Genomic DNA, 20,740 nt, shown 5'->3' on the forward strand with positions numbered 1-20,740 from the left:
CTCATGTTCACCTCCAATATCGGCCGCATGCGCTTCTTCTTCTATTCCCTTGGGGTAGCTTTCCTCGAGGCCATGGCTGCTCTGGTGTGCATTGTCGGCACGATGGGCTTTGGGGGCTTCATCAACTCCGCGCCTGGTCCGTCGCGGCAAGGAATGGCCGGCGCGGTCCTCGTCGTTTCGCTGCTGGCTGTGGTTATGCGCGGCAACATCGCCTGGCGGCGCAGCCGCGACGCCAACGGGAAGGGCTGGATCCTGTGGTCCTACATCGTGTTCTGCGCCATCTACGCCTTCCTGCAGGCCGGCACGCTGCTGGTCATCGATTTCAACAATCCGGAAAGCACGCCCAGTGGTTTGAATCTGCTTGCGCTGTCGATCTTCGGCCTTTGGTGCACGATCCTGGTGGCGAAGCCGGTGGCGGGCAGCAATATCGATGAGCTGACATCGGTTTTCGATTTCGAGGGCGCTGTTCCGTCGGCCAGCGGCCGGATGGCCAACAGCGCTGCGCCATCCACTGCGCGCGCCGCAGCACCGGCCACACGCTCGGTGCCATCCGTCCAACCGGTGGGTCGGCCAAAGCCCGCGGGCTTCGGCAAGCGTGGGCTGTAGAGCAATCGGAAAGCGGTCTTCGCCGGCTTTGCGCAAAACTTGGGTGAATTCGCCACTTCAAGACCATGATCGTTGCGGATAGAACGGCATCGGCCACATCACTGGCCAGCCCTCCAGCCTCTTTCCATGGTCCGACATCAATGAGCGATCGATCAAGCCACAGCCCGATCCTGATGTTCGATTCCGGCGTTGGCGGATTGACGGTGCTGCGCGAAGCCCGCGTGCTGATGCCCGACCGGCGCTTCGTCTACGTCGCCGATGACAAGGCCTTTCCTTATGGCGCCTGGGAAGAGCCGGCGCTGCAGGCTCACATACTCGATCTCTTCGCCAAGCTGCTCGACCGTTTTCGGCCGGCGATTTCGGTCATCGCCTGCAACACCGCCTCGACGCTGGTGATCGACGCGCTGCGCGAAACATTCCCCGGCCATCCCTTTGTCGGCACGGTGCCGGCGATCAAGCCGGCAGCCGAGCGCACCCGCTCCGGGCTGGTCTCGGTGCTGGCGACGCCGGGCACGGTGAAGCGCCAGTACACGCGCGACCTGATCGGCAAATGGGCGCAGAAATGCCATGTCCGCCTGGTCGGCAGCAACAATCTGGCCGGACTGGCCGAGGCCTACATGCGCGAGGGCTTTGTCGACGAAGAGGCCGTGCGCGCCGAGATCGCACCGTGCTTCGTCCAGCATGACGATTTGCGCACCGATATCGTCGTGCTCGCCTGCACGCACTACCCGTTCCTGGCCAACCGCATGCGCAAGACAGCACCCTGGCCGGTCGACTGGATCGATCCGGCCGAGGCGATTGCCCGCCGTGCCTTGTCGCTGCTTCCGGCCGTCGACGGGGCGTTGCCGCAAGGCGAGCCCGACATCGCCGTCTTTACCTCGGGAAAGCCGGATTTCGCCATCGGCCGGCTGATGCAGGGTTTTGGATTGAGCGCACGCTAGGCAGGTTGGAAGACAATGCTGCGTTGATCCGGATCGGCCGAAACAAGCCTTAGCGTCAGGCTGTCGCCCTGCCTGAACCCGGAGGCCTTCACATTCGCAACGACAGGCATGTTCGAGAGCTGTACGCGCATACGCTGGTCGGCGACGTCGGTGACGACGGCCTTGAACATTTCACCCTGGCGTCCCTTCAGCATCACCGCCTCGGCAAGGTCGATGGCCGCGTGGTTGATCTGCGAGGCGCGGGCATCCGCCCGCCCCATCACCTTCGGCAGCCTGGTGAACGCATCGCTAACGGCCTGCGGCACCGGCTGGCCGTTGGCGATTGCCAGCGCGCAACGCACGACATAGCGGTCTGCAAGCCGCCTCAGCGGCGCGGTGGCATGGGCATAGGTCGCAGCCATGGCCTCGTGCCACGGGACGACGCCTTCCTCATAGGGCTGGTAGGACGCACCGGAACCGGCACGGCGGATTTCCAGCATCAGCGCTGCCTGTTGCCTGTCGCCCGGATTAAGGGTTCGCTGATAGTCGCGCAGACTGGTCGAAGCCGGCCAGGACAGGCCGAGAGCCAGTGCCGCGTTGCGCAGTCTTTGCACCTTGGACGCATCCGGCGGCGCCATCACCCGGAACAGTCCGGTCCGGTGTGCCAGCATGGCGTCGGCAATCGCCATGTTGGCAGCGAGCGAAAGCGCGGCGTTGTCTTGTTCGGATTGCAGCAGCGGTCTGAACGAAAGCTGGAATGTGCCGTCGGCAAGCTGTTCCACCTCCTGCTCGGGCGGGTCGACGCGGGAAGCGCCACGACGCTCTTCGTTTGCCGCCATGCGCCGCGCAATTTCGGCGAAGCCGGCCGGAACGTCGGAGGCTCGCACGCTGTCGTAAGCGAGCTTGGCGCGGCTCTGGATGATGGCCCGCTCCGCGCCATCCAGTCTTACCGCGCCGTCCGCGGCGATCCGAATCGTGAAGACAACTGCCGGACGCGGCCCGCTGGGCAGCAAGCTCGCGGCACCCTCGGCAAGCACCTGGGGATAGAGCCCGGCCTTGCCGTCTGGCAAGTACAGGGTCTCGCCCCGCGCCCAGGCTTCGACATCCACCGCGTCTCCGTCCTCGACGAACCAGGCTACGTCGGCAATGGCATAGTGCAGCAGGAGGTCGCTGCCGCTCGCCTCGATCGAAAACGCCTGATCAAGATCGGTGGAAGTTGCCGGATCGAGTGTCACGAAGGGCCTCGCCGTCCGGTCGGCATGCTGGCTGGGCTCCCGTCTGGCCGCCGTCTGCGCCAGGGCAATCACATCAGGAGGAAACCCGTCCGGCACATGGAATTCGGTTCGGATTTTCGCGAGGCCGGTGGCGAGGGCTTGCGAGGGATCGGTCAATGATTTCATGGCGCTGTCCTACACTGGCGTTCCGGACACGGGAAGGCCGGCTGCTGGGCCGGACAGACACGAGTGCGGACCGGGAGTTGCCCGCCGGCGCTGGAACCGTCGCCGAAGCGCAACGTTTCTCCTTCTGGCAGCAAAGGAGGAACCGATATGCCTGCAAAATCACAAGCCCAGCAAAAGGCCGCCGGCGCCGCGCTTTCGGCCAAACGCGGCGAAACCAAGAAAGGCGAACTCATAGGCGCTGCACGCGAAATGTATGAATCGATGAGCGAAAAGCAGCTTGAGGAATTCGCCGAGACCAAGCGCAAGGGGCTGCCCGAGAAGAAATCGGTGGACTGAGGCCCGGATACTGTGCCGTCAAAAACAAAAGCCCGCGGCCCAGACCGCGGGCTCTTCACTTCAGGCCGAAGCCGAAACTACCAGCGCCACCAGCAGCGCTTCACCTTGTAGCGGATGACCTTCTTGTGGCCGTGCCGCCAGACGACCTTCTTCTTCACCACGATGCGGCAGACCTGATGGTGCCTGTGACCGTGCCAATGCCTGGCCATCGCCGGCTCGGGGACGGCAATCGACATCGATCCTGCCAGGACGGCTGCACTTACCAACGAAAGGAAGAATTTTTTCATACGACTTCTGGCTCCTCTAGCTCCAGTCCCTTCCTAATGCCGTTGGCAACGACCCCGCCACATCCGGCACCGCACTTAACACCAGAAATGCTATATGGATGCCGCTACCGCCGCCAGCAGCGAGCTTGACACCGGTTAAATCTCCGTTTAACGAGCCCACCAACACCGGGCCGCAATGCCCGGTGGTTTCTTTTGCATGGCAAGAACCCAGGGAAAACAGGTTTATCGTTTCCTTGGCCTTGTTAAACTGACGTGTCCCGTGGGTTTTCCATCGCATTGCGTGGAAAACCCTGTCAGGTCTCGAAAACGGAGGCCAGAGGAGGGCGCGTTTCCTTCACCCGGACCATGAGGTTCCGGGTGGTTTGTTTTGAAAGGGAATGCGATGAGCAAGCGCGAATCCGCGAAGTACAAGATCGACCGCCGTCTCGGCGAAAACATCTGGGGCCGCCCGAAGTCCCCGGTCAACAAGCGTGAATACGGCCCCGGCCAGCACGGCCAGCGCCGCAAGGGCAAGCTTTCCGACTTCGGCCTGCAGCTGCGTGCGAAGCAGAAGCTGAAGGGTCACTATGGCGACGTTTCGGAAAAGCAGTTCCGCAAGGTCTATGAAGAGGCTGACCGCCGCAAGGGCGACACCTCGGAGAACCTGATCGGCCTGCTCGAGTCGCGTCTGGACGCGGTCGTCTACCGCTCCAAGTTCGTGCCGACCATTTTCGCCGCCCGCCAGTTCGTCAACCACGGCCACGTCAACGTCAACGGCAAGCGCGTGAACATCGGCTCGTACCGCTGCAAGCCGGGCGACGTCATCGAAGTGCGCGAAAAGTCGAAGCAGCTGGTGATCGTTCTGGAATCGGTCGGTCTCGCCGAACGCGACGTCCCGGACTACATCGAAGCCGATCACAACAAGATGGTCGCGACCTTCTCGCGCATCCCCGGCCTGGCGGACGTTCCGTTCGCCGTGCAGATGGAACCGAACCTGGTCGTCGAATTCTATTCGCGCTGATCGGCCTCTTTGCCGCAGATATCGAAGGCCGCCTTTCGAGGCGGCCTTTTTCTTTGTGCATCGCGCTTTGCGAAGCATCGACCAAAAACCGATTTCGATTTTCGAGCCAATGCGCTAATCCGGGCGCAACAGGGATTTGGGCCGACGCGCCATGAACATGTTGCCAAACGCCGATCTGCTTGAACCGGTTGCCGATGCCGAAGGCGGCTTCCATCCGCTGTTCGCCGACGTGCCGTCTTCCGTCGAGTTCAACAAGCTGCGCAAGCGGCTGCTGCGGCTGACCCGCCAGGCGATAGAGGATTTCGCCATGGTCAGGCCCGGCGACCGCTGGCTGGTGGCGCTCTCCGGCGGCAAGGATTCCTACGGACTGCTCGCCGTGCTGCTCGATCTCAAATGGCGCGGTCTGCTGCCGGTCGAGCTGCTCGCCTGCAATCTCGACCAGGGCCAGCCGAATTTCCCGAAACACATCTTGCCGGATTATCTCGACGCGCACGGCATTTCCCATCGCATCGAGTACCAGGACACCTATTCGGTGGTCACCGACAAGCTGCCGCAGGGCAGCACCTATTGTTCGCTGTGCTCGCGGCTGCGGCGCGGCCATCTCTACCGCATCGCGCGTGAAGAGGGCTGTTCGGCTCTGGTGCTCGGCCACCACCGCGAAGACATTCTTGAAACCTTCTTCATGAACCTGTTCCATGGCGGCCGCCTTGCGGCCATGCCGGCAAAGCTGCTCAACGATGACGGCGACGTCATGGTGCTGAGGCCGCTGAGCTACTGCGCCGAGGCGGATCTGGAGAAATTCGCCGCCGCGATGAAATTCCCGATCATTCCCTGCGATCTCTGCGGCAGCCAGGAAGGCCTGCAGCGCAACGCCATGAAGGCAATGCTGGACGATCTGGAAAAGCGCATGCCCGGCCGCAAGGATACGATGCTGCGCGCGCTGTCCAACACCAGGCCTTCGCATCTGCTCGACCGCAAACTGTTCGATTTCACAGCCCTCAACGGCAGCCTTACCGCAGGACAAGACGTTTCCGATGACATTTGACGACCGTGCGATCGACTGGCTGGCCGAACTTCTCGCCGATGCAGCCAGGGCCGAGATCATGCCGCGCTTTCGCCGGCTGGGCGAGGGCGACGTCCGCCAGAAGACTTCGGCCGCCGACCTGGTGACCGAGGCCGACGTCAATGCCGAACGGCTGATCACGGCAAGGCTGCGCGAGCGCTACCCCCAGGCGATGATCGTTGGCGAGGAGGCTTGTTCCGACAATCCGGCGCTGCTCCAGGGGCTGGGCGATGCCGATCTGGCGTTTGTCATCGACCCGGTTGACGGCACCTTCAACTTCGCCTCCGGCGTGCCGCTGTTCGGCGTCATGCAGAGCGTCGTGGTCAAGGGCGAGACCGTGGCCGGCATCATCCATGATCCCGTAGGCAAGGACTGGCTGATCGGCGTCAAGGGCGCTGGAGCCCACATACGTCACGCGCATGGCGCGTTGGAGAAGGTGCACGTCGCGGATGCCGTGCCCGTCTCGCAGATGACCGGTTCGGTTTCCTGGCAATATCTGACTGAGCCGCAGCGGTCGCTTCTGGCCCGCAACCAGACCAAGACGCTGTCGCAGTTCGGCTATCGCTGCGCCGCGCATGAATACCGGCTGCTGGCCAGCGGCCATGCGCATTTCGTCGTCTACAACAAGCTGATGCCGTGGGACCATCTGGCCGGCGTGCTGATCCATGCCGAGGCCGGCGGCTACACCGCGCGCATCGACGGCAGCGCCTATTTGCCGTCGCATGTCGACGGCGGCATCCTGGTCGCGCCCGACAGGGAAAGCTGGCAGGAATTGCGCCGCGAACTATGGGCCGAGTAGGCTCAGTTCCTGCTCTGGCGTTTAAGTCGCCAGGCGTCCGGTCTCCAGACCAAAATTAATGCAGGTCGGTGACGTGTCCTGAAATGGGTGGGTTGTGCGGCTGGAACATCTTGCCGCGCTCGGCGATCAGGATCATCAGCAGCGCCGCGACCGAGACGCTGCAGAAACCGGCGGCCAGCGGCGTCACCGTGCCGTTGAAGGCCTGGCCGATCAGCGTGCCGAGAATGCCGCCGAGAAACGTCTGCATGAAGCCCAGGATCGACGACGCCGTGCCGGCCAGTTGCCCGAGCGGCTCCATCGCAAGCGCGTTGAAATTGGCGCCCAGCGCGCCGAACGGGATCATCGCGCCGGCGAAGAAGGTGATGAACAGCCAGAGCGGCATGTTCATCTCCAGCGAAACGGTGAGCCAGGCAAGGCTGATCACCAGGAACAGCAGCAGCGCGCTCTGCGATAGACGGCGCATGCCAATGCGGCCGACCAGGCGCGAGTTGAGGTAATTCGAAAAAGCAAGAACGCCGGCGACACCGGCGAAGATGACCGGAAACATCTCGCCGACATGAAAAATGTCGACATAGATCTGCTGCGCCGAGGCAATGAAGCCGAACATGGCGGCGAAAATGAAGGTGCTGGCGAAGGCGTAGCAAAGCGCAATGCGGTTGGTGAGCACGATGCGGAAACCGCCGAGGACGGATGAGACTGTCAACGGCCGGCGATATTCCGGGTGCAGCGTTTCCGGCAGCCGCAGCAGCGACCAGGCCGACACGATCAGCGCTCCGACCGCCATGGTGACGAAGATCCAGTGCCAGCTTGCGAACAGCATGATGAACTGGCCGATCCCCGGAGCAATCACCGGGATGGCCATGAACACCATGAAGATCAGCGACATTACCTCGGCCATGCGCCGGCCGTCGAACGTGTCGCGCACGATCGAGACGGCGATGACGCGCGTGGCCGCAGCACCGATGCCTTGCACAAGCCGGCACAGCAGCAGGATGGCGAATGAGGGGGCGATGGCGGCAGCCGCCGCCGCCACGACGTAGATCGCCAGCCCGACGACCAGCGGCGCGCGGCGCCCGAACCGGTCCGAGATCGGCCCGAAGAAAAGCTGTCCGCCGCCGAAGCCCAAGATGTAGGCGGTGATTACATATTGGCGGTGGTTTTCATTTTCGACGCCGAGCGTGGCGCCGATCTGCTGCAGCGCGGGCAGCATGATGTCGATGGCCAGCGAGTTCAACGCCATCAACGCCGCGCACAGCGCGATGAATTCCCAGCGCGGAATAGGCAAGTTGCTTGCCTGTTGCGGCGCTTGTGACTGCTGGTCCACGGCGAGTCCGATCTTCAAAACGAATATGCGCCGGCATGCCGGCGCATCCATTCGTCCTCACCCCGAAAGGGAGGTAACATTTTGCCGGGGCGGGGCTGCCCCGGTCTCAAACCAGAATCAGGCGCCCCAGAATCAGGCGGGAGCTTTGACGCTGACGCCCTTTTCGACGAGGAACGTCTGCAACTCGCCCGCCTGGAACATTTCGCGGATGATGTCGCAACCACCGACGAATTCGCCCTTGACGTAGAGCTGCGGGATCGTCGGCCAGTTCGAGTATTCCTTGATGCCTTGGCGCAGTTCGGCCGAGGTCAGCACGTCGACGCCCTTATAGTCGGCGCCGATGTAATCGAGGATCTGCACCACCTGGCCGGAAAACCCGCACTGCGGAAAACCGGGCGTGCCCTTCATGAAAAGGACGACGTCATTGCCCTTCACTTCGCTGTCGATGTAGTCGTTGATGCCGCTCATGGAATATCCTTTCACGCCTGTGGGAGTCAGGCTCGAAGCATAGCCATCAAATAAACCCATAGATGGGCCGAAACAAGATGTTTGCGCCGCTGCCGCGGAAATGGCGCAAAGGATCGCCTGTCTTGGGCCAAGCATCCCGCCCGATTGCAGCCTTCGGAAGATGATGAAAAAACGACATGGCGCCGCCCTTCTGATCGCAATCCTGGTGGCGGCGACAGCCATTATCTGGTGGCCGAGACGCCCGGAGCCGCCGCCACCGCTGGTTGTCGGCGGCGAATTGCCCGCACCCTGTCGGAATGTCGCTTTCGAGGCAGTGACCTATGTCGTCTGCGAGATCGATCTTCGAGCCGACAGCATCGGAGTTTTCCATGCCGGTGCCGACGGCAAGCCCTTCGGCTCGCTGGAAGCCTTTGACAAGGCGGTTGCCGGCGAGGGCAGGCCGGTGCTGCTCGCCATGAATGGCGGCATGTATCACCAGGATTTGTCGCCGGTCGGCCTGCTGGTCGAGAACGGCAGCGAAAAATCGCCGCTCAACAGTGCCGACGGCGAAGGCAATTTCTTCCTGAAGCCGAACGGCGTCTTTCTGGTTGGCAAGGACGGCAAGGCCGCTGTCATGGAAAGCAGCGCCTATGTCGCGGCGAAACCCGATGTCGCCTTCGCCACGCAGTCGGGCCCGATGCTGGTGATCGACGGTCAGATTCACCCGCGCTTCGAGCCGAACGGCACCTCGCGCTACATCAGGAACGGCGTCGGCGTGCGCGATGAATACACCGTCGTGCTGGCGATCTCACGTTCGGAGGTGAGTTTCGGCAGCTTCGCCCGGTTGTTCCGCGACGCGCTTGGCTGCCGCAACGCGTTGTTCCTCGACGGCGCGGTCTCGGCGATGTCGGATGGAAAGAGAATGATCGTCGGCGGTAAGTATCCGGCCGGGCCGATCATTGCCGTTTCGGCCAGGCAGCCGCTGACGCAGTAGGCGAGCCTGGCTTCAGTCCGGCACGCTGGTCTGCAGGGCCAGCGCGTGCAGCACGCCGCCCATATTGCCCTTCAGTGCGTCATAGACCATCTGGTGCTGCTGGACGCGGCTCTTTCCCCGGAAGCTCTCGGCCACCACCTCGGCCGCATAGTGATCGCCGTCGCCGGCGAGGTCGCGGATCGTCACCTTGGCGTCCGGAATGCCGGCCTTGATCAGTTTTTCGATGTCGTGGGCATCCATTGCCATGGCAAAATCCTGTTCTGGGCGGCGGCTAGGCAGCTTGTACGATGTGACTCGGGCGTAAGCCTAAAGCCTTTCCGGCTCGGATTGAAGCCGTCCTGTCCATCAACACAGGACCTACGGGCCATCCTGCCGAGGGTGGACCACACCATCCTCGGTGATGTCGTCGCGGGTCGAGAACCCTCGGCCAAGGCTGAAGGTCAGGACATAGAGCGGAATGTTGATCACCAGGCTGACGAGGGGGAGATAGCTGGTCATCTGCCACAATGGCGAGAAGAATGGCTGGCCGTAGCCGTCGCAGGCCAGCGACGAGCCATATTCCCACAGCGCCCCTATGACCACTGCAACAATAAAAAGCTTGATGCAGGTGACGACATGTCTTGCTCGCGCCGGGTCCGGCAAAAGCCGGATCCAAAGCACCAGGCAGATGATCGGAGCCGCATAAAGGAGGTTCTGCAGGACCAGCATCGGAAGCGCGCCGTTGGCCGCCTCAAGGAATTGCTCGCGCCTTTCCAGCAGCGGACAGACCTCGCTTGAGGTCGTCGACAGCAGGAAAAAGACGAACGGGCCGAGGAACCAGAAGAAGAACAGCGACGGCCAGAAGACGACAGCGATCAGCGTCCGGGCAGCCAGTCTGCTCAACTGGCCTTGTCCATGAAGCGCGGGAACCAGCCTTCATGGGCGGCGGTCAATTCGCTGACCGGGATCGCCCTGGCATCGCCGAGTTTCAGCTCGCGCCCGCCGGTCGAGCCGATCCATGGCGCAAAAATGCCGAGCTTGCTCTGCTCCTCGCGGATGGCGTCCCATTCCTTGCTCTGCGGATCGACCGACAGCGTCAGGAGGTAGCGGCCCTGGTCTTCGCCGAACCAGACCGGAATCGGGTCGGTGCCGGCAAGGCCCGGAATGGTGGCGCCGATGCCGGATGCCATCGCCATTTCGGCCAGCGCCACGGCAAGGCCGCCATCGGAAAGGTCATGCGCGGCAGTCACCACGCCCGACGCGATCAGGGCGCGCACATGGTCGCCGACGCGCTTCTCATGTGCGAGGTCGACCGGTGGCGGTGGGCCGTCGGTACGGCCATGAATGTCTCTGAAATAGGCGGACTGGCCGAGATGGCTGCCCCATGTCGCCGGCGCGCCGACCAGCAGGATCATCTGGCCCTCGGCGGCAAAGCCGATGCGCGTCATCTTCGACCAGTCGGCGATCAGCCCGACGCCGCCTATGGTCGGCGTCGGCAGGATGCCCTGGCCGTTGGTCTCGTTGTAGAGCGAGACATTGCCGGACACGATCGGGAAGTCGAGCGCGCGGCAGGCATCGCCAATGCCTTTCACCGCGCCGACCAGCTGGCCCATGATCTCGGGCCGCTCCGGATTACCGAAATTGAGGTTGTCGGTGGCCGCCAAGGGCAGCGCGCCGGTTGCGGTCAGATTGCGCCAGCATTCGGCCACCGCCTGCTTGCCACCCTCATAGGGGTCGGCCTCGCAATAGCGCGGCGTCACGTCGGAGGAGAAGGCGAGCGCCTTGGTCGGATGGCCTTCGACGCGCACCACGCCGGCGTCGCCGCCCGGCAGTTGCAGTGAATTGCCCTGGATCAACGTGTCATACTGCTCCCACACCCAGCGCCGCGATGACAAATCCGGTCCGCCGAGCAGCTTCAGCAGCGCGTCGGCGACATCGGCCTTCGGCGCATCGCCGGCCGCCAATGCCGCCGGCTTCTTCGGCTCGACCCAGGGGCGGTCATATTCCGGCGCCTTGTCGCCAAGGTCCTTGATCGGCAGATTGGCGACCTCGTCGCCCTGATGGATGACGCGAAAACGCAGATCGTCGGTGGTCTTGCCGACGATCGCGAAGTCGAGGCCCCATTTGTGGAAGATCGCCTCGGCTTCCTTTTCCTTCTCGGGGCGCAGCACCATCAGCATGCGCTCCTGGCTTTCCGAGAGCATCATCTCATAGGCGCTCATGCGCTCTTCGCGCACCGGCACCTGGTCGAGCTGAAGTTCGATGCCGAGGTCGCCCTTGGCGCCCATCTCGACCGCCGAGCAGGTGAGGCCGGCCGCACCCATGTCCTGGATGGCGATGACGGCACCCGATGCCATCAGCTCCAGGCAGGCCTCGAGCAGGCATTTTTCGGTGAAGGGATCGCCGACCTGCACGGTCGGGCGCTTCTCGTCGATCTTGTCGTCGAACTCGGCCGACGCCATGGTGGCGCCGCCGACGCCATCGCGTCCGGTCTTCGCGCCGAGATAGACGACCGGCAGGCCGACGCCCTTGGCTTCCGACAGGAAGATCGCATCGGTCTTGGCGAGACCGGCGGCAAAGGCGTTGACCAGGATGTTGCCGTTGTAGCGAGCGTCGAAATTGACCTCGCCGCCAACCGTCGGGACGCCGAAGGCATTGCCGTAGCCGCCGACGCCGGAAACCACGCCGGAGACCAGATGTCGTGTCTTGGGATGGTCTGGCGCGCCGAAGCGCAGTGCGTTCATCACCGCGATCGGCCGCGCGCCCATGGTGAAGACGTCGCGCAGAATGCCGCCGACGCCGGTCGCCGCACCCTGATAGGGCTCGATGTAGGAGGGGTGGTTATGGCTCTCCATCTTGAAGACGACGCAGTCGCCGTCGCCGATATCGACTACGCCGGCATTCTCGCCCGGACCCTGGATGACCTGCGGCCCGGTGGTGGGCAGCGTTCGCAGCCATTTCTTCGAGGATTTATAGGAGCAGTGTTCGTTCCACATCGCCGAGAAGATGCCGAGTTCGGTAAAGCTCGGCTCGCGCCCGACCAGATCGAGGATGCGCTGGTATTCGTCGGGCTTCAGCCCGTGCGCGGCAATGAGTTCCGGAGTGATCGGCACGGAATTGGAAATGGTCATGGGCAGCGATTGGTATCCATGGGAGAGGGGGATTTCTGAGTCCCCTCTTATCGCAAGCTTTGGCGTGATACACCCCATCCGCTGACGAAAAAACGCCGGAAAGCCACAAGGCGAGGGGGCAGTGGAGCCCGTCGGGGAACGCTATGGCATTCCGGCCGTTAGGTCTCCAATCAATCAGGAGATCTGGATATGGCCACCAAGCAAGGCAAGAAAGACAATCGCCTCTCGGACAAGGAAGCTATGCATCTTGCCGATATCACCGACGTTTCGCCGCAGCAAGCCAAGGACCTTGCCGAGAAGCACGGCAAGGAAAAGGGCGCGAAGGAAGCCAAAAACTTCAAGGCAGAGGGCTGACCGAGGCCAGGGCCGCGAGCACCAGTTAAGCCTCAACGGGTCAGGAAGACCTGTCGTAGCCGGCGCGGCCTTCCTCCAGCAGCCGCCGGATCACCGCGACGCCTCCGGCAATATCCTCGCGCCGCCTTGGCTGCGAAACGCCGAAACGAACACCGTGGAAAACCTGCTCGGAGCGCCCCGCCTTGAACTCGTCCTCGTCGTCGAGGAGCACTCCATTTTCGAGGCATGCACTACGGAAGGTGCCGGACAGCCAGGGGTCGGGCAAGGTGAGCCAGACGAAGGGCACGCTGTCGTGTGACTTGAAGGCGAAGCCGGCCAGAGTCTCGCGCACGATGGCGATGCGGGCGGCGATTTCGGCGATGCTGCGCCGGCGGATATCGCCGGCCTGCCCGGACAGCACCAGCCGCGCGTTCACCTCCGCCAGCAGGAACGGCATGCCGCCGGTCATCATCTTGTGGGCGACGCGGATGCGATGGCGATAGGCGGGCGGGCAGGAGAGCCAGCCGCCGCGGACGCCGGCGGCGACCGATTTCGACAGGCCACCGGCAACGATGGTGCGCTCGGGCGCATATTCAACGATGAGCGGCGTCGGGTCCTCGGTCAGACCGCCATAGAGATCGTCCTCGATGAGGATGACATTGTACTCGCGCGCGACGCGCGCGATCGCCTCGCGACGCGAAACCGACAGGATCGCCAGCGTCGGGTTCTGCACCGTCGGCATCAGGAAGATCATTTTCGGGTGCTTTTGCGCGCAGACGCGCTCAAAATCCTCGGGATCGAGACCTTCCTCGTCCGATGCCACCAGTGCAATGCGCCGCCCGATCAGCCCGGCGCTGCGGGCGATCTGCGAATAGGTCAGGTGCTCGAAGGCGACATAGTCGCCAGGCGTGGTCAGCGCCGCGATCGCCGCCATGACAGCGGCATGGGTACCGAGCGTGGGAACGATGGTCTCGGCCGCCGGGCGGAACGAATTGCGCGATAGCCAGCGGGCGCCGGCCTCGAACCAGCGCTCTGGAAAATCCCTAGTGTAGCTGGAAATCTCATGCGGGTGATCTTGCACCGTGCGCTGCAGCATGTCGGCGACAATGGCGCCCTGGCCGATGTCGGGCGCGGCCGTGCTGTCGAAGCGCAATTTGCCGGGCGGCGCATCGACATAGCGCGTCCCTTGCACGGCGGGCTCGGCGAATTCGGGGCTCGCCGCTTCCGATTGCTGGGCCAGCACATAGGTTCCGCGTCCGACCTCGCCGCTCACCAGCCCTCGTTCGCGCAGCAACTGATAGGCCCGGCCGATCGTGCCGACCGTGGTGCCGATGTCATAGGCGAGATCGCGCTGCGGCGGCAATTTTGCCCCGGCGTCGATGATGCCCTTGTCGATATCGGCCTCAATGCTATCGGCAAGGCGCTGATAGAGCGGGCCGGAACCGGTGGTGAGGTCAGGAAGCCAATTTGTCATGGTGACAATTTTGTATATTGCACCGAATTAGGAGTCAATACATATCAGCACCGTATCAAAATGGGTACAATTTGCAACCTTGGCAGAAAGACAATGGATACATCAGAGACAATCCGCTGCGCGGGCATTGAACTGGTCGGGCCGCGCCCGTCGGGCCGGCGAGGCTTTGTCAGCCGCATCGTGCAGGTGGTCAGGTCGCTGGCGCAGCAGATCGACGCGCTGATCGAGCGCCGTCGCGGCCGCTTGGTCCTGCTGGAAATGACCGACGAGCAGCTTAAGGATATCGGTGTGTCGCGTTCCGACGCCTACCGCGAAGGGATCCGGCGCTTCTGGGACTGACCCGGAACCGTTCCAGTCAGCGACGGACACCCGGTGTCCTGAGGCGTGAGACGCCCTTGTCGGCAAGCACGGCGAGGATGCACAGCACCAGAAAAACCCCGGTGACGGCCAGCGCCGCAAGCGCGACGCTGGCCGCGCCGTTTTTCGCAACGTCCAGGAACGGGTAGGGCACTTCGCCTGCGATCGGCGCCCGCGCCAGCGCATAGGCGAGATAGGCGATCGGATAGGTCATCCACCAGGAGATGTCGCTCCAGCGTGTCCTGCCGTCGGCGCCTGCCACCAGCCACCACAGCACGAACAGCACCGGCGTCACATAGTGCAGCAGCACGTCGCAGAATAGAAACAGGCCCTGCGGCTGCCAGAGCTGTGCCAGAACCGTGGCATAGACAATGAAGACCAGCGCGATGGAAACCGCGACGCCTGCGCGCATCCGCGGTCCGGCAAAGGCGGGCAGCCAGGCGTAGCCGCTGGGTGACAGCAGCGAGGTGTGGACCAGCACTGCGCCGATGTTGGTCAGGATGGTGAAGAAGCTGAACAGAAAGATGATCGAGCCGAGAAAACTGCGGCCAGCTTCCATCGACGCCGGGATGGTGATGCAGGCTTGCAGGACAAGCCCGGCCAGACCAATGACCAATCCCGCAATCTGCAGGAAGCGGGCCATGGCGTCAGGCGGCCGCGTTACACGAGGGATTGCCCGTCTGCCAGCGCGCAATGTCGGAGCCGATGCGAGCGCCGAGCGGATCGTCCATCAGCGGACCGAACACGTCGATGCGGCTGGAATTGCCTTGCGCCTGGACGACCAGCAAGGGCTTGCCGCCATAATGCTTGGCAGGAACCAGCAGGAAGCGCGGCGTGCCGCTGAACGAATTCAGCTCATTGGCCATCTGGTACGACTTGAACGCGGGATCCTTGCTGGCGATCCAGCATTTGTGGGCTGATATCGCCACCTGTTCCATGGCCAGCAGCGAAGCGCTCTTGCCCGCAGGCGCCGGCGCGCTCTTCGGGCTGGACTGGCAGGACGCCAACGCCAAGCCGGCGGCGGTCAGGAGAGCCATCCGGGCAATCGTCAGTCTCATGGTCAGCCGCCCCCGCGCTTTGAAAGGAATTTCGAAAAAGGATATCAGGCGGCGATGCCGAGCGCGCCTTCGAACAGCGCCCGCCCGTCGCTGCCGCCATGCGCGGCCTCGATCAGGTTCTCCGGATGCGGCATCAGGCCGAGTACATTGCCTTTTTCGCTGATGATGCCGGCAATGTCGTTGATCGAGCCATTGGGATTGGTGCCCTCGGCATAGCGAAACACCACCTGTCCTTCGCCTTCGAGGCGGGCAAGCGTGTCGGCATCGGCAAAATAGTTGCCGTCATGATGCGCCACCGGCGTGCGGATGATCTGGCCCGGCTGGTAGCGGCGGGTGAACATGGTGTTGGCGTTCGCGATTTCGAGCTTCACCTGCCGGCAGACGAATTTCAGCGACGCATTGCGCATCAGCGCACCGGGCAGCAGGCCGGCCTCGACCAGGATCTGGAACCCGTTGCACACACCGATGACCATGACGCCCTTGGCCGCCTTTTCCGCCACCGCCCGCATGACAGGCATGCGCGCGGCAATGGCGCCGCAGCGCAGATAGTCGCCGAAAGAGAAGCCGCCGGGAATGGCGATCAGATCGACATCGGGGATTTCGGTGTCAGTCTGCCAGACGGTGGCCGGCGCCTGTCCCGAAATCTTGGTCAATGCGGCGATCATGTCGCGGTCGCGATTGAGGCCGGGGAGAAGAACGACAGCTGATTTCATTTCGGTTCGTAAGGCCTCTGATTTTCGGCTAGCTCTCGCAAATCGAGGCGTTGCTCAATCCGTTCAAGACGTTGATCGATGCGACCGGTTATCGCGTAGATGTTGCTGCCATCCGTTTGCGTGCTCAAAGCCTGCAGCCGGACCGCAACAATCTCTTGCTTAACTTCGCCTAGACCATTCTCAAGCCGATCCATCGTTGAATGGATTTTCTTGAGAAATTCGTACATCAGCTCATTCGTGACTTCTGCCATCAGCCGCTCCGGTACAACCTCAGGTAAGCGTCACACTATAGTTCTCAATCACCGTATTCGCCAGCAGCTTGTCGCACATGGCTTTGAGATCTGCTTCTGCCTTGGCCTTGTCGGTCTCGGCAAGCTCGAGGTCGAACACCTTGCCCTGTCGCACCTGCCCGACACCGCCAAAGCCCAGGCCGGACAAAGCGTGCTCGATGGCTTTGCCCTGCGGGTCGAGCACGCCGTTCTTGAGGGTGACGGTGATGCGGGCCTTGATCATGCTAGACGGGTTCCTGTTCGAATGGTTTGCATGGCGCGGCTTAGTGCGGCTTGCCTTTGATGCCTTCGGTCGAGGCGACAAGCACCGGGCCGGTCGGGCGCGGCGGCTCGTTCTCGTTCATGATGCCGAGGCGGCGGGCGACTTCCTGATAGGCTTCGACGAGGCCACCCATATCGCGGCGGAAACGGTCCTTGTCGAGCTTGTCCTGCGTTGCCACGTCCCACAGCCGGCACGAATCCGGCGAAATCTCGTCGGCAACGACGATGCGCATCATGTCGCCTTCGAACAGTCGGCCGCATTCGATCTTGAAGTCGACGAGCTGGATGCCGACACCCATGAACAGGCCGGAGAGGAAGTCGTTGACGCGGATGGCCAGCGCCATGACGTCGTCGATCTCCTGCGGGCTCGCCCAGCCGAAGGCGGTAATGTGCTCTTCCGACACCATCGGGTCGTCGAGTGCATCGGCCTTGTAATAGAATTCGATGATCGAGCGCGGCAGAACGGTGCCTTCCTCGATGCCGAGGCGCTTGGACAGCGAACCGGCGGCGACATTGCGCACCACCACTTCGAGCGGAATGATCTCGACTTCCTTGATCAACTGCTCGCGCATGTTGAGCCGGCGGATGAAGTGGGTCGGAATGCCCATGCGGTTCAGATGATTGAAGATGTACTCGGAAATGCGGTTGTTGAGCACGCCCTTGCCATCGATGACCTCGTGTTTCTTCTTGTTGAACGCGGTCGCATCATCCTTGAAGAACTGGATCAGCGTGCCCGGTTCTGGTCCCTCATAGAGGATCTTGGCCTTGCCTTCATAAATGCGGCGGCGATTTTTCATCTGATTTTTTCTCTGGATTTGCGGGCAGGCGGCAAGCGACCAGTTCCTGTCCGTCTGCCTAAATTAGTGCGGCGACGGGTGGGTTCAATGCCGGGTCTATCCCAATCACAGCGTTTGCTCAATCGGCAAATCCTTCTCGTTGACCGCTTTCAGGAATGAAATGCCGCAGCGCAGCAAGTGATGTAGCATATTGACCGACCCGCGCCCTTTTGGTTTGTGCTGCGGCAACACACATATCCACCGCCAACGCGAATCGATTTCACCGGAGGGAAGCCATGAGCAGCATGAAAGACCGCGAAGAGGGTTTTGAGCGCAAATTCGCCTTCGACGAAGAACTTCGCTTCAAGGCCTCCGCACGCCGCAACAAGGCGCTTGGCCTGTGGGCCGCCGAAAAGCTGGGCAAGTCCGGCGCTGACGCTGACGCCTATGCCAAGGAAGTGGTTGTTTCCGACATTGAGGAAGCCGGCGACCACGACGTGTTCCGCAAGATCCGCAAGGATTTCGACGCCGCCGGCGTCGACCAGTCCGACCATCAGATCCGCCGCACCATGGACGAATTGATGGCGGAGGCGATCGAGCAGATCAAGAACACCTGATTGCAGCCACTTCTGGACCAATCGACCGCCCGGCCCAACCGGGCGGTTTTTCTTTGCCTTTTCAGCCTTTTCCGGCTGAAACTGCGCGCAGGCCCTGCTGAAGGGCCCGTGCCAACAAGGAAAAGCGCCGATGTCCCTGAAATCACGCCTGGCGGCGGATGAAACGCTGTTCACCGCCTGGTCCGGGGTTCCGGACGCCTTGACGGTCGAAATCATCGCCAAGCAGGGTTTTGACGCCGTCACACTCGACATGCAGCATGGCGGGCACCATGAAGACTCGGTCTTGCGCGGTCTCGTGCCGGTGCTCGCCGCCAACAAGCCGGCGTTGGTGCGCATTCCGGTAGGCCGCTTCGACATGGCCAGCCGCGCGCTCGATTTCGGCGCCGAGGCAGTGATTGCGCCAATGGTCAACTCGGTGGCCGATGCAAAACTCTTTGCCGCCGCCATGAAGTACCCGCCGCTCGGCGAGCGCTCCTGGGGCCCGACCTATGCCTTTCCGCGCCACGGCAAGGGCGACCATGCCGAGTGGCTGCGCGACACCAATCAGCGCACCATGGCCTTTGCCATGGTCGAAACGCGCGCCGCGCTCGATGCGCTGGACGGCATTCTCGATACGCCCGGCATTGACGGCATCTTCCTCGGTCCATCGGATTTCTCGATCGCCTGGTCGAACGGCGCCACCATCAACTCGACGCTGGAAAGCATGATGGAAACCGTCGCCTCCATCGCCGAGCGGACACGCAAGGCTGGCAAGCATGCCGCCATCTACGTCGTCGAGCCGGCGATAGCCGGCCGCGTCGTGGCAATGGGCTACCGGCTGCTGGCGATGGGCTCGGACCACGCGCTGATTTCACTCGGCGCAAAAACCCTGATCAAGAGCATGAACGATTCGATCAAGGGCTAAGGCGCGACGCCTTCCCCCGGTCAGGCCTTGAGGTCGGTCAGGAACTTGGCAAAGGTCATCGATCCCTCGGGCCACGGGCCGAAGCCGGCGTCCTCATTGAGGTGACCGGTTTCGCCGGCATCGATGAACAGCGAACCCCAGGCGCCGGCAATGTCCTCGGCAACCTCGAAGGCGCAGAACGGATCGTTGCGGCTGGCGATCACGATGGACGGGAAGGGCAGCGGCTCGCGCGAATAGGGGCCGAAGGTCATCAGGTGCCTCGGCCTTATCTCCGGGTTGGCGACATCGGGAGGCGCGACAAAAAACGCGCCGGCGACCGGCTTCTTGAATTGCGGTATGGCCTGCACCGCGGCTGCCACGCCCAGCGAATGGGCAACGATCACCACCGGCCGCTCCGCTACGTTGACGGCGTTCGCCACGCTCGCTGTCCAGTCCTCGCGCACCGGCTTCGACCATTCGGCCTGCTCGACTCGGCGCGCCGTCGACAGTTTGGCCTGCCAGCGTGTCTGCCAGTGTTCCGGGCCTGAATTGGTGTAGCCCGGCACGATCAAGATATCTGCGTCTTTGACTTTCATGCCGCTGAGATAGCGAGCAGCTCTGTCTCGTGCAACCATGCTGATGCACGCAATGCATCACAATTGTGAACAACCTGTTCGATTCTTTCCGTCTTGTGTGAACGATCGGGATAGACGATCTGAGATGTCACATTGGGACCATCGACAGAATTGCTGGGGCGCCTCGGACGGTGCGCCGAATGGAGAGTTTTATGAGCGAACTGCCTTTTGCCGCGACTACCCCAGTCAGTGTGTCACGCGTTGGCCTGAAGGCGCGCGATGCCGAGAGCCTCGCGGCCTATTACCGTGCCGTTGTCGGCCTGCAGGAATTGAGCCGCGCCGACGGCGCGATCACGCTGGGCGCCGCCGATCGCCCGTTGCTGGTCATCGAGCCGGATGCGGCGGCAAAGGCGGACGATCCGCGCAGCGCCGGCCTGTTCCACACCGCTTTCCTGCTGCCCAGCCGCGCCGATCTCGGCCGCTGGATCAACCATGCCGCCGCCAACAAGATCCGCATCGAGGGCGCCTCCGACCATCTGGTCAGCGAGGCGCTGTACCTGACTGACCCCGAAGGCAACGGCATTGAAATCTATCGAGACCGCCTGCCGGAGGAGTGGAAGTGGAACGGCGACAAGATCGCCATGGCGACCGAGCGGCTGAACCTGGCTGCCGTGGCAGCCAGCGTGCCGGCCGGTGACGCCGGCTGGCAGGGCGCCCCGGAAAACAGCATTGTGGGCCATGTCCACCTGCGCGTCGGCCGGCCGGAGGACGCCGAAGCCTGGTGGCACCAGGAGTTCGGCTTCGACACGGTGGCCAAATATGGCGGCCAGGCGGTGTTCCTGTCGTCCGGCGGTTATCATCACCATATCGGTGGTAATTCGTGGCATAGTGCCGGCGCTGGCCGCCGCGACCCGTCTCGCACCGGCCTTGCCTGGGTCGAGATGCGGTCGGACAATGTGACCAAGGAAACGAGCCGCGAGGATCCGTGGGGCACGGTGATCAGGACGGTTCCCGGCAAGGCGTAATTAGACAACGTTGGCGGTTGGCGAAAGCGGCGGCGAAATCGTCTTTCTCCCCGTCACTATACGGGGAGAAATGCCCGGCAGGGCAATGAGGG

29 protein-coding genes are annotated in these 20,740 nt (G+C 62.8%); 12 read left to right on the top strand and 17 right to left on the bottom strand.

Going from position 1 to position 20,740, the window contains the following annotated elements; all coding sequences use genetic code 11:
• The first annotated feature begins 3 nt into the window (after window positions 1–3).
• Both ACYHH6_RS20955 and murI read left to right on the top strand, forming a co-directional pair.
• A complete protein-coding gene (locus tag ACYHH6_RS20955) occupies window positions 4–606 on the top strand; it encodes a hypothetical protein (protein WP_352586657.1) in 603 nt (200 codons plus the stop codon).
• Window positions 607–746: 140 nt separating this feature from the next.
• Window positions 747–1,547, top strand: coding sequence for a glutamate racemase (murI, locus tag ACYHH6_RS20960; protein WP_352586659.1), 801 nt, complete (start codon window positions 747–749; stop codon window positions 1,545–1,547).
• Here murI and ACYHH6_RS20965 read toward each other — a convergent pair.
• Window positions 1,544–2,926: an RNB domain-containing ribonuclease gene (locus ACYHH6_RS20965; RefSeq protein ID WP_352586661.1), complete on the bottom strand. Its 1,383-nt coding sequence runs from the start codon at window positions 2,924–2,926 to the stop codon at window positions 1,544–1,546. The two genes, murI and ACYHH6_RS20965, sit on opposite strands and share 4 nt — an antisense overlap.
• 147 nt (window positions 2,927–3,073) lie before the next feature.
• On the opposite strand from ACYHH6_RS20965, the gene ACYHH6_RS20970 reads away from it, so the two are divergent.
• The gene (locus ACYHH6_RS20970) at window positions 3,074–3,262 is read left to right on the top strand and encodes a DUF3008 family protein (protein ID WP_352586663.1); all 189 of its coding nucleotides are present in this window, start codon (window positions 3,074–3,076) and stop codon (window positions 3,260–3,262) included.
• Window positions 3,263–3,339: 77 nt separating this feature from the next.
• On the opposite strand, the gene ACYHH6_RS20975 is transcribed toward ACYHH6_RS20970, so the two are convergent.
• Both ACYHH6_RS20975 and ACYHH6_RS20980 read right to left on the bottom strand, forming a co-directional pair.
• Complete coding sequence (locus ACYHH6_RS20975; protein ID WP_112561428.1) at window positions 3,340–3,549, bottom strand: hypothetical protein; 210 nt, start codon at window positions 3,547–3,549, stop codon at window positions 3,340–3,342.
• A gap of 16 nt (window positions 3,550–3,565) precedes the next feature.
• The gene (locus ACYHH6_RS20980) at window positions 3,566–3,826 is read right to left on the bottom strand and encodes a hypothetical protein (protein WP_352586665.1); all 261 of its coding nucleotides are present in this window, start codon (window positions 3,824–3,826) and stop codon (window positions 3,566–3,568) included.
• 105 nt (window positions 3,827–3,931) lie between these two features.
• Between ACYHH6_RS20980 and rpsD the strand changes: the two genes are divergently transcribed.
• The 3 genes from rpsD (at window position 3,932) to ACYHH6_RS20995 (ending at window position 6,411) form a co-directional block, all read left to right on the top strand.
• Entirely contained in the window at window positions 3,932–4,549 is a 618-nt protein-coding gene (rpsD, locus tag ACYHH6_RS20985; protein ID WP_027028657.1) for a 30S ribosomal protein S4, read from the top strand.
• 151 nt (window positions 4,550–4,700) lie between these two features.
• On the top strand, window positions 4,701–5,594 hold the full coding sequence (gene ttcA / locus ACYHH6_RS20990; protein ID WP_352586667.1) for a tRNA 2-thiocytidine(32) synthetase TtcA: 894 nt from the start codon (window positions 4,701–4,703) through the stop codon (window positions 5,592–5,594).
• Window positions 5,584–6,411, top strand: coding sequence for an inositol monophosphatase family protein (locus tag ACYHH6_RS20995; protein WP_352586668.1), 828 nt, complete (start codon window positions 5,584–5,586; stop codon window positions 6,409–6,411). Before ttcA ends, ACYHH6_RS20995 begins: the two co-directional genes overlap by 11 nt.
• Window positions 6,412–6,466: 55 nt before the next feature.
• Here ACYHH6_RS20995 and ACYHH6_RS21000 read toward each other — a convergent pair whose 3' ends face one another.
• Entirely contained in the window at window positions 6,467–7,735 is a 1,269-nt protein-coding gene (locus tag ACYHH6_RS21000) for a multidrug effflux MFS transporter (RefSeq protein WP_435053337.1), read from the bottom strand.
• A 132-nt stretch (window positions 7,736–7,867) separates the two neighbouring features.
• Complete coding sequence (grxD, locus tag ACYHH6_RS21005; protein WP_142868104.1) at window positions 7,868–8,203, bottom strand: Grx4 family monothiol glutaredoxin; 336 nt, start codon at window positions 8,201–8,203, stop codon at window positions 7,868–7,870.
• Between the two features lie 163 nt (window positions 8,204–8,366).
• Between grxD and ACYHH6_RS21010 the strand changes: the two genes are divergently transcribed.
• A complete protein-coding gene (locus tag ACYHH6_RS21010) occupies window positions 8,367–9,176 on the top strand; it encodes a phosphodiester glycosidase family protein (RefSeq protein WP_352586670.1) in 810 nt (269 codons plus the stop codon).
• 12 nt (window positions 9,177–9,188) lie between these two features.
• Here ACYHH6_RS21010 and ACYHH6_RS21015 read toward each other — a convergent pair whose 3' ends face one another.
• The 3 genes from ACYHH6_RS21015 to purL form a co-directional block, all read right to left on the bottom strand.
• Entirely contained in the window at window positions 9,189–9,422 is a 234-nt protein-coding gene (locus ACYHH6_RS21015; protein ID WP_192253559.1) for a BolA/IbaG family iron-sulfur metabolism protein, read from the bottom strand.
• A gap of 111 nt (window positions 9,423–9,533) precedes the next feature.
• The gene (locus tag ACYHH6_RS21020) at window positions 9,534–10,058 is read right to left on the bottom strand and encodes a hypothetical protein (protein WP_352586672.1); all 525 of its coding nucleotides are present in this window, start codon (window positions 10,056–10,058) and stop codon (window positions 9,534–9,536) included.
• Complete coding sequence (gene purL / locus ACYHH6_RS21025; protein WP_352586674.1) at window positions 10,055–12,286, bottom strand: phosphoribosylformylglycinamidine synthase subunit PurL; 2,232 nt, start codon at window positions 12,284–12,286, stop codon at window positions 10,055–10,057. Before purL ends, ACYHH6_RS21020 begins: the two co-directional genes overlap by 4 nt.
• 189 nt (window positions 12,287–12,475) lie before the next feature.
• Between purL and ACYHH6_RS21030 the strand changes: the two genes are divergently transcribed.
• Window positions 12,476–12,640 (top strand): hypothetical protein, encoded by a 165-nt coding sequence (locus tag ACYHH6_RS21030; protein WP_352586676.1) that lies wholly within the window; start codon window positions 12,476–12,478, stop codon window positions 12,638–12,640.
• Window positions 12,641–12,680: 40 nt separating this feature from the next.
• Here ACYHH6_RS21030 and ACYHH6_RS21035 read toward each other — a convergent pair whose 3' ends face one another.
• Window positions 12,681–14,093: an aminotransferase-like domain-containing protein gene (locus ACYHH6_RS21035; protein ID WP_352586678.1), complete on the bottom strand. Its 1,413-nt coding sequence runs from the start codon at window positions 14,091–14,093 to the stop codon at window positions 12,681–12,683.
• Window positions 14,094–14,186: 93 nt separating this feature from the next.
• Between ACYHH6_RS21035 and ACYHH6_RS21040 the strand changes: the two genes are divergently transcribed.
• On the top strand, window positions 14,187–14,432 hold the full coding sequence (locus tag ACYHH6_RS21040) for a DUF1127 domain-containing protein (RefSeq protein WP_352586680.1): 246 nt from the start codon (window positions 14,187–14,189) through the stop codon (window positions 14,430–14,432).
• A 16-nt stretch (window positions 14,433–14,448) separates the two neighbouring features.
• Here the strand turns inward: ACYHH6_RS21040 and ACYHH6_RS21045 are convergent, their stop codons facing one another.
• From ACYHH6_RS21045 to ACYHH6_RS21075, 7 genes are all read right to left on the bottom strand, one after another.
• On the bottom strand, window positions 14,449–15,093 hold the full coding sequence (locus tag ACYHH6_RS21045) for a Pr6Pr family membrane protein (RefSeq protein WP_352586682.1): 645 nt from the start codon (window positions 15,091–15,093) through the stop codon (window positions 14,449–14,451).
• Window positions 15,094–15,097: 4 nt separating this feature from the next.
• Window positions 15,098–15,508 carry a hypothetical protein gene (locus ACYHH6_RS21050; RefSeq protein WP_203279350.1) on the bottom strand — a complete coding sequence of 137 codons (411 nt, stop codon included), beginning with the start codon at window positions 15,506–15,508 and terminating at the stop codon, window positions 15,098–15,100.
• A gap of 44 nt (window positions 15,509–15,552) precedes the next feature.
• Window positions 15,553–16,221: a phosphoribosylformylglycinamidine synthase subunit PurQ gene (gene purQ, locus ACYHH6_RS21055; protein ID WP_112561440.1), complete on the bottom strand. Its 669-nt coding sequence runs from the start codon at window positions 16,219–16,221 to the stop codon at window positions 15,553–15,555.
• Window positions 16,218–16,472, bottom strand: a complete 255-nt coding sequence (locus tag ACYHH6_RS21060; protein WP_352586684.1) for a hypothetical protein — start codon at window positions 16,470–16,472, stop codon at window positions 16,218–16,220. The genes purQ and ACYHH6_RS21060 overlap by 4 nt, the downstream gene beginning before the upstream one ends.
• A 19-nt stretch (window positions 16,473–16,491) precedes the next feature.
• On the bottom strand, window positions 16,492–16,734 hold the full coding sequence (gene purS, locus ACYHH6_RS21065; protein WP_023715988.1) for a phosphoribosylformylglycinamidine synthase subunit PurS: 243 nt from the start codon (window positions 16,732–16,734) through the stop codon (window positions 16,492–16,494).
• Window positions 16,735–16,774: 40 nt separating this feature from the next.
• Window positions 16,775–17,569 (bottom strand): phosphoribosylaminoimidazolesuccinocarboxamide synthase, encoded by a 795-nt coding sequence (purC, locus tag ACYHH6_RS21070; protein ID WP_056594372.1) that lies wholly within the window; start codon window positions 17,567–17,569, stop codon window positions 16,775–16,777.
• A gap of 105 nt (window positions 17,570–17,674) precedes the next feature.
• The gene (locus tag ACYHH6_RS21075; protein ID WP_352586686.1) at window positions 17,675–17,797 is read right to left on the bottom strand and encodes a hypothetical protein; all 123 of its coding nucleotides are present in this window, start codon (window positions 17,795–17,797) and stop codon (window positions 17,675–17,677) included.
• Between the two features lie 47 nt (window positions 17,798–17,844).
• Here ACYHH6_RS21075 and ACYHH6_RS21080 point away from each other — a divergent pair, with 47 nt between their 5' ends.
• Both ACYHH6_RS21080 and ACYHH6_RS21085 read left to right on the top strand, forming a co-directional pair.
• Window positions 17,845–18,165 (top strand): DUF1476 domain-containing protein, encoded by a 321-nt coding sequence (locus ACYHH6_RS21080; protein WP_352559758.1) that lies wholly within the window; start codon window positions 17,845–17,847, stop codon window positions 18,163–18,165.
• 130 nt (window positions 18,166–18,295) lie between these two features.
• Window positions 18,296–19,069, top strand: a complete 774-nt coding sequence (locus ACYHH6_RS21085; RefSeq protein WP_112561442.1) for an HpcH/HpaI aldolase family protein — start codon at window positions 18,296–18,298, stop codon at window positions 19,067–19,069.
• 20 nt (window positions 19,070–19,089) lie between these two features.
• Here ACYHH6_RS21085 and ACYHH6_RS21090 read toward each other — a convergent pair whose 3' ends face one another.
• A complete protein-coding gene (locus ACYHH6_RS21090) occupies window positions 19,090–19,644 on the bottom strand; it encodes an RBBP9/YdeN family alpha/beta hydrolase (RefSeq protein ID WP_352586688.1) in 555 nt (184 codons plus the stop codon).
• Between the two features lie 191 nt (window positions 19,645–19,835).
• Between ACYHH6_RS21090 and ACYHH6_RS21095 the strand changes: the two genes are divergently transcribed.
• Complete coding sequence (locus tag ACYHH6_RS21095) at window positions 19,836–20,648, top strand: VOC family protein (RefSeq protein WP_352586690.1); 813 nt, start codon at window positions 19,836–19,838, stop codon at window positions 20,646–20,648.
• The last annotated feature ends 92 nt before the right edge of the window (window positions 20,649–20,740 follow it).

It is taken from the genome of Mesorhizobium sp. P171375 (assembly GCF_057786075.1).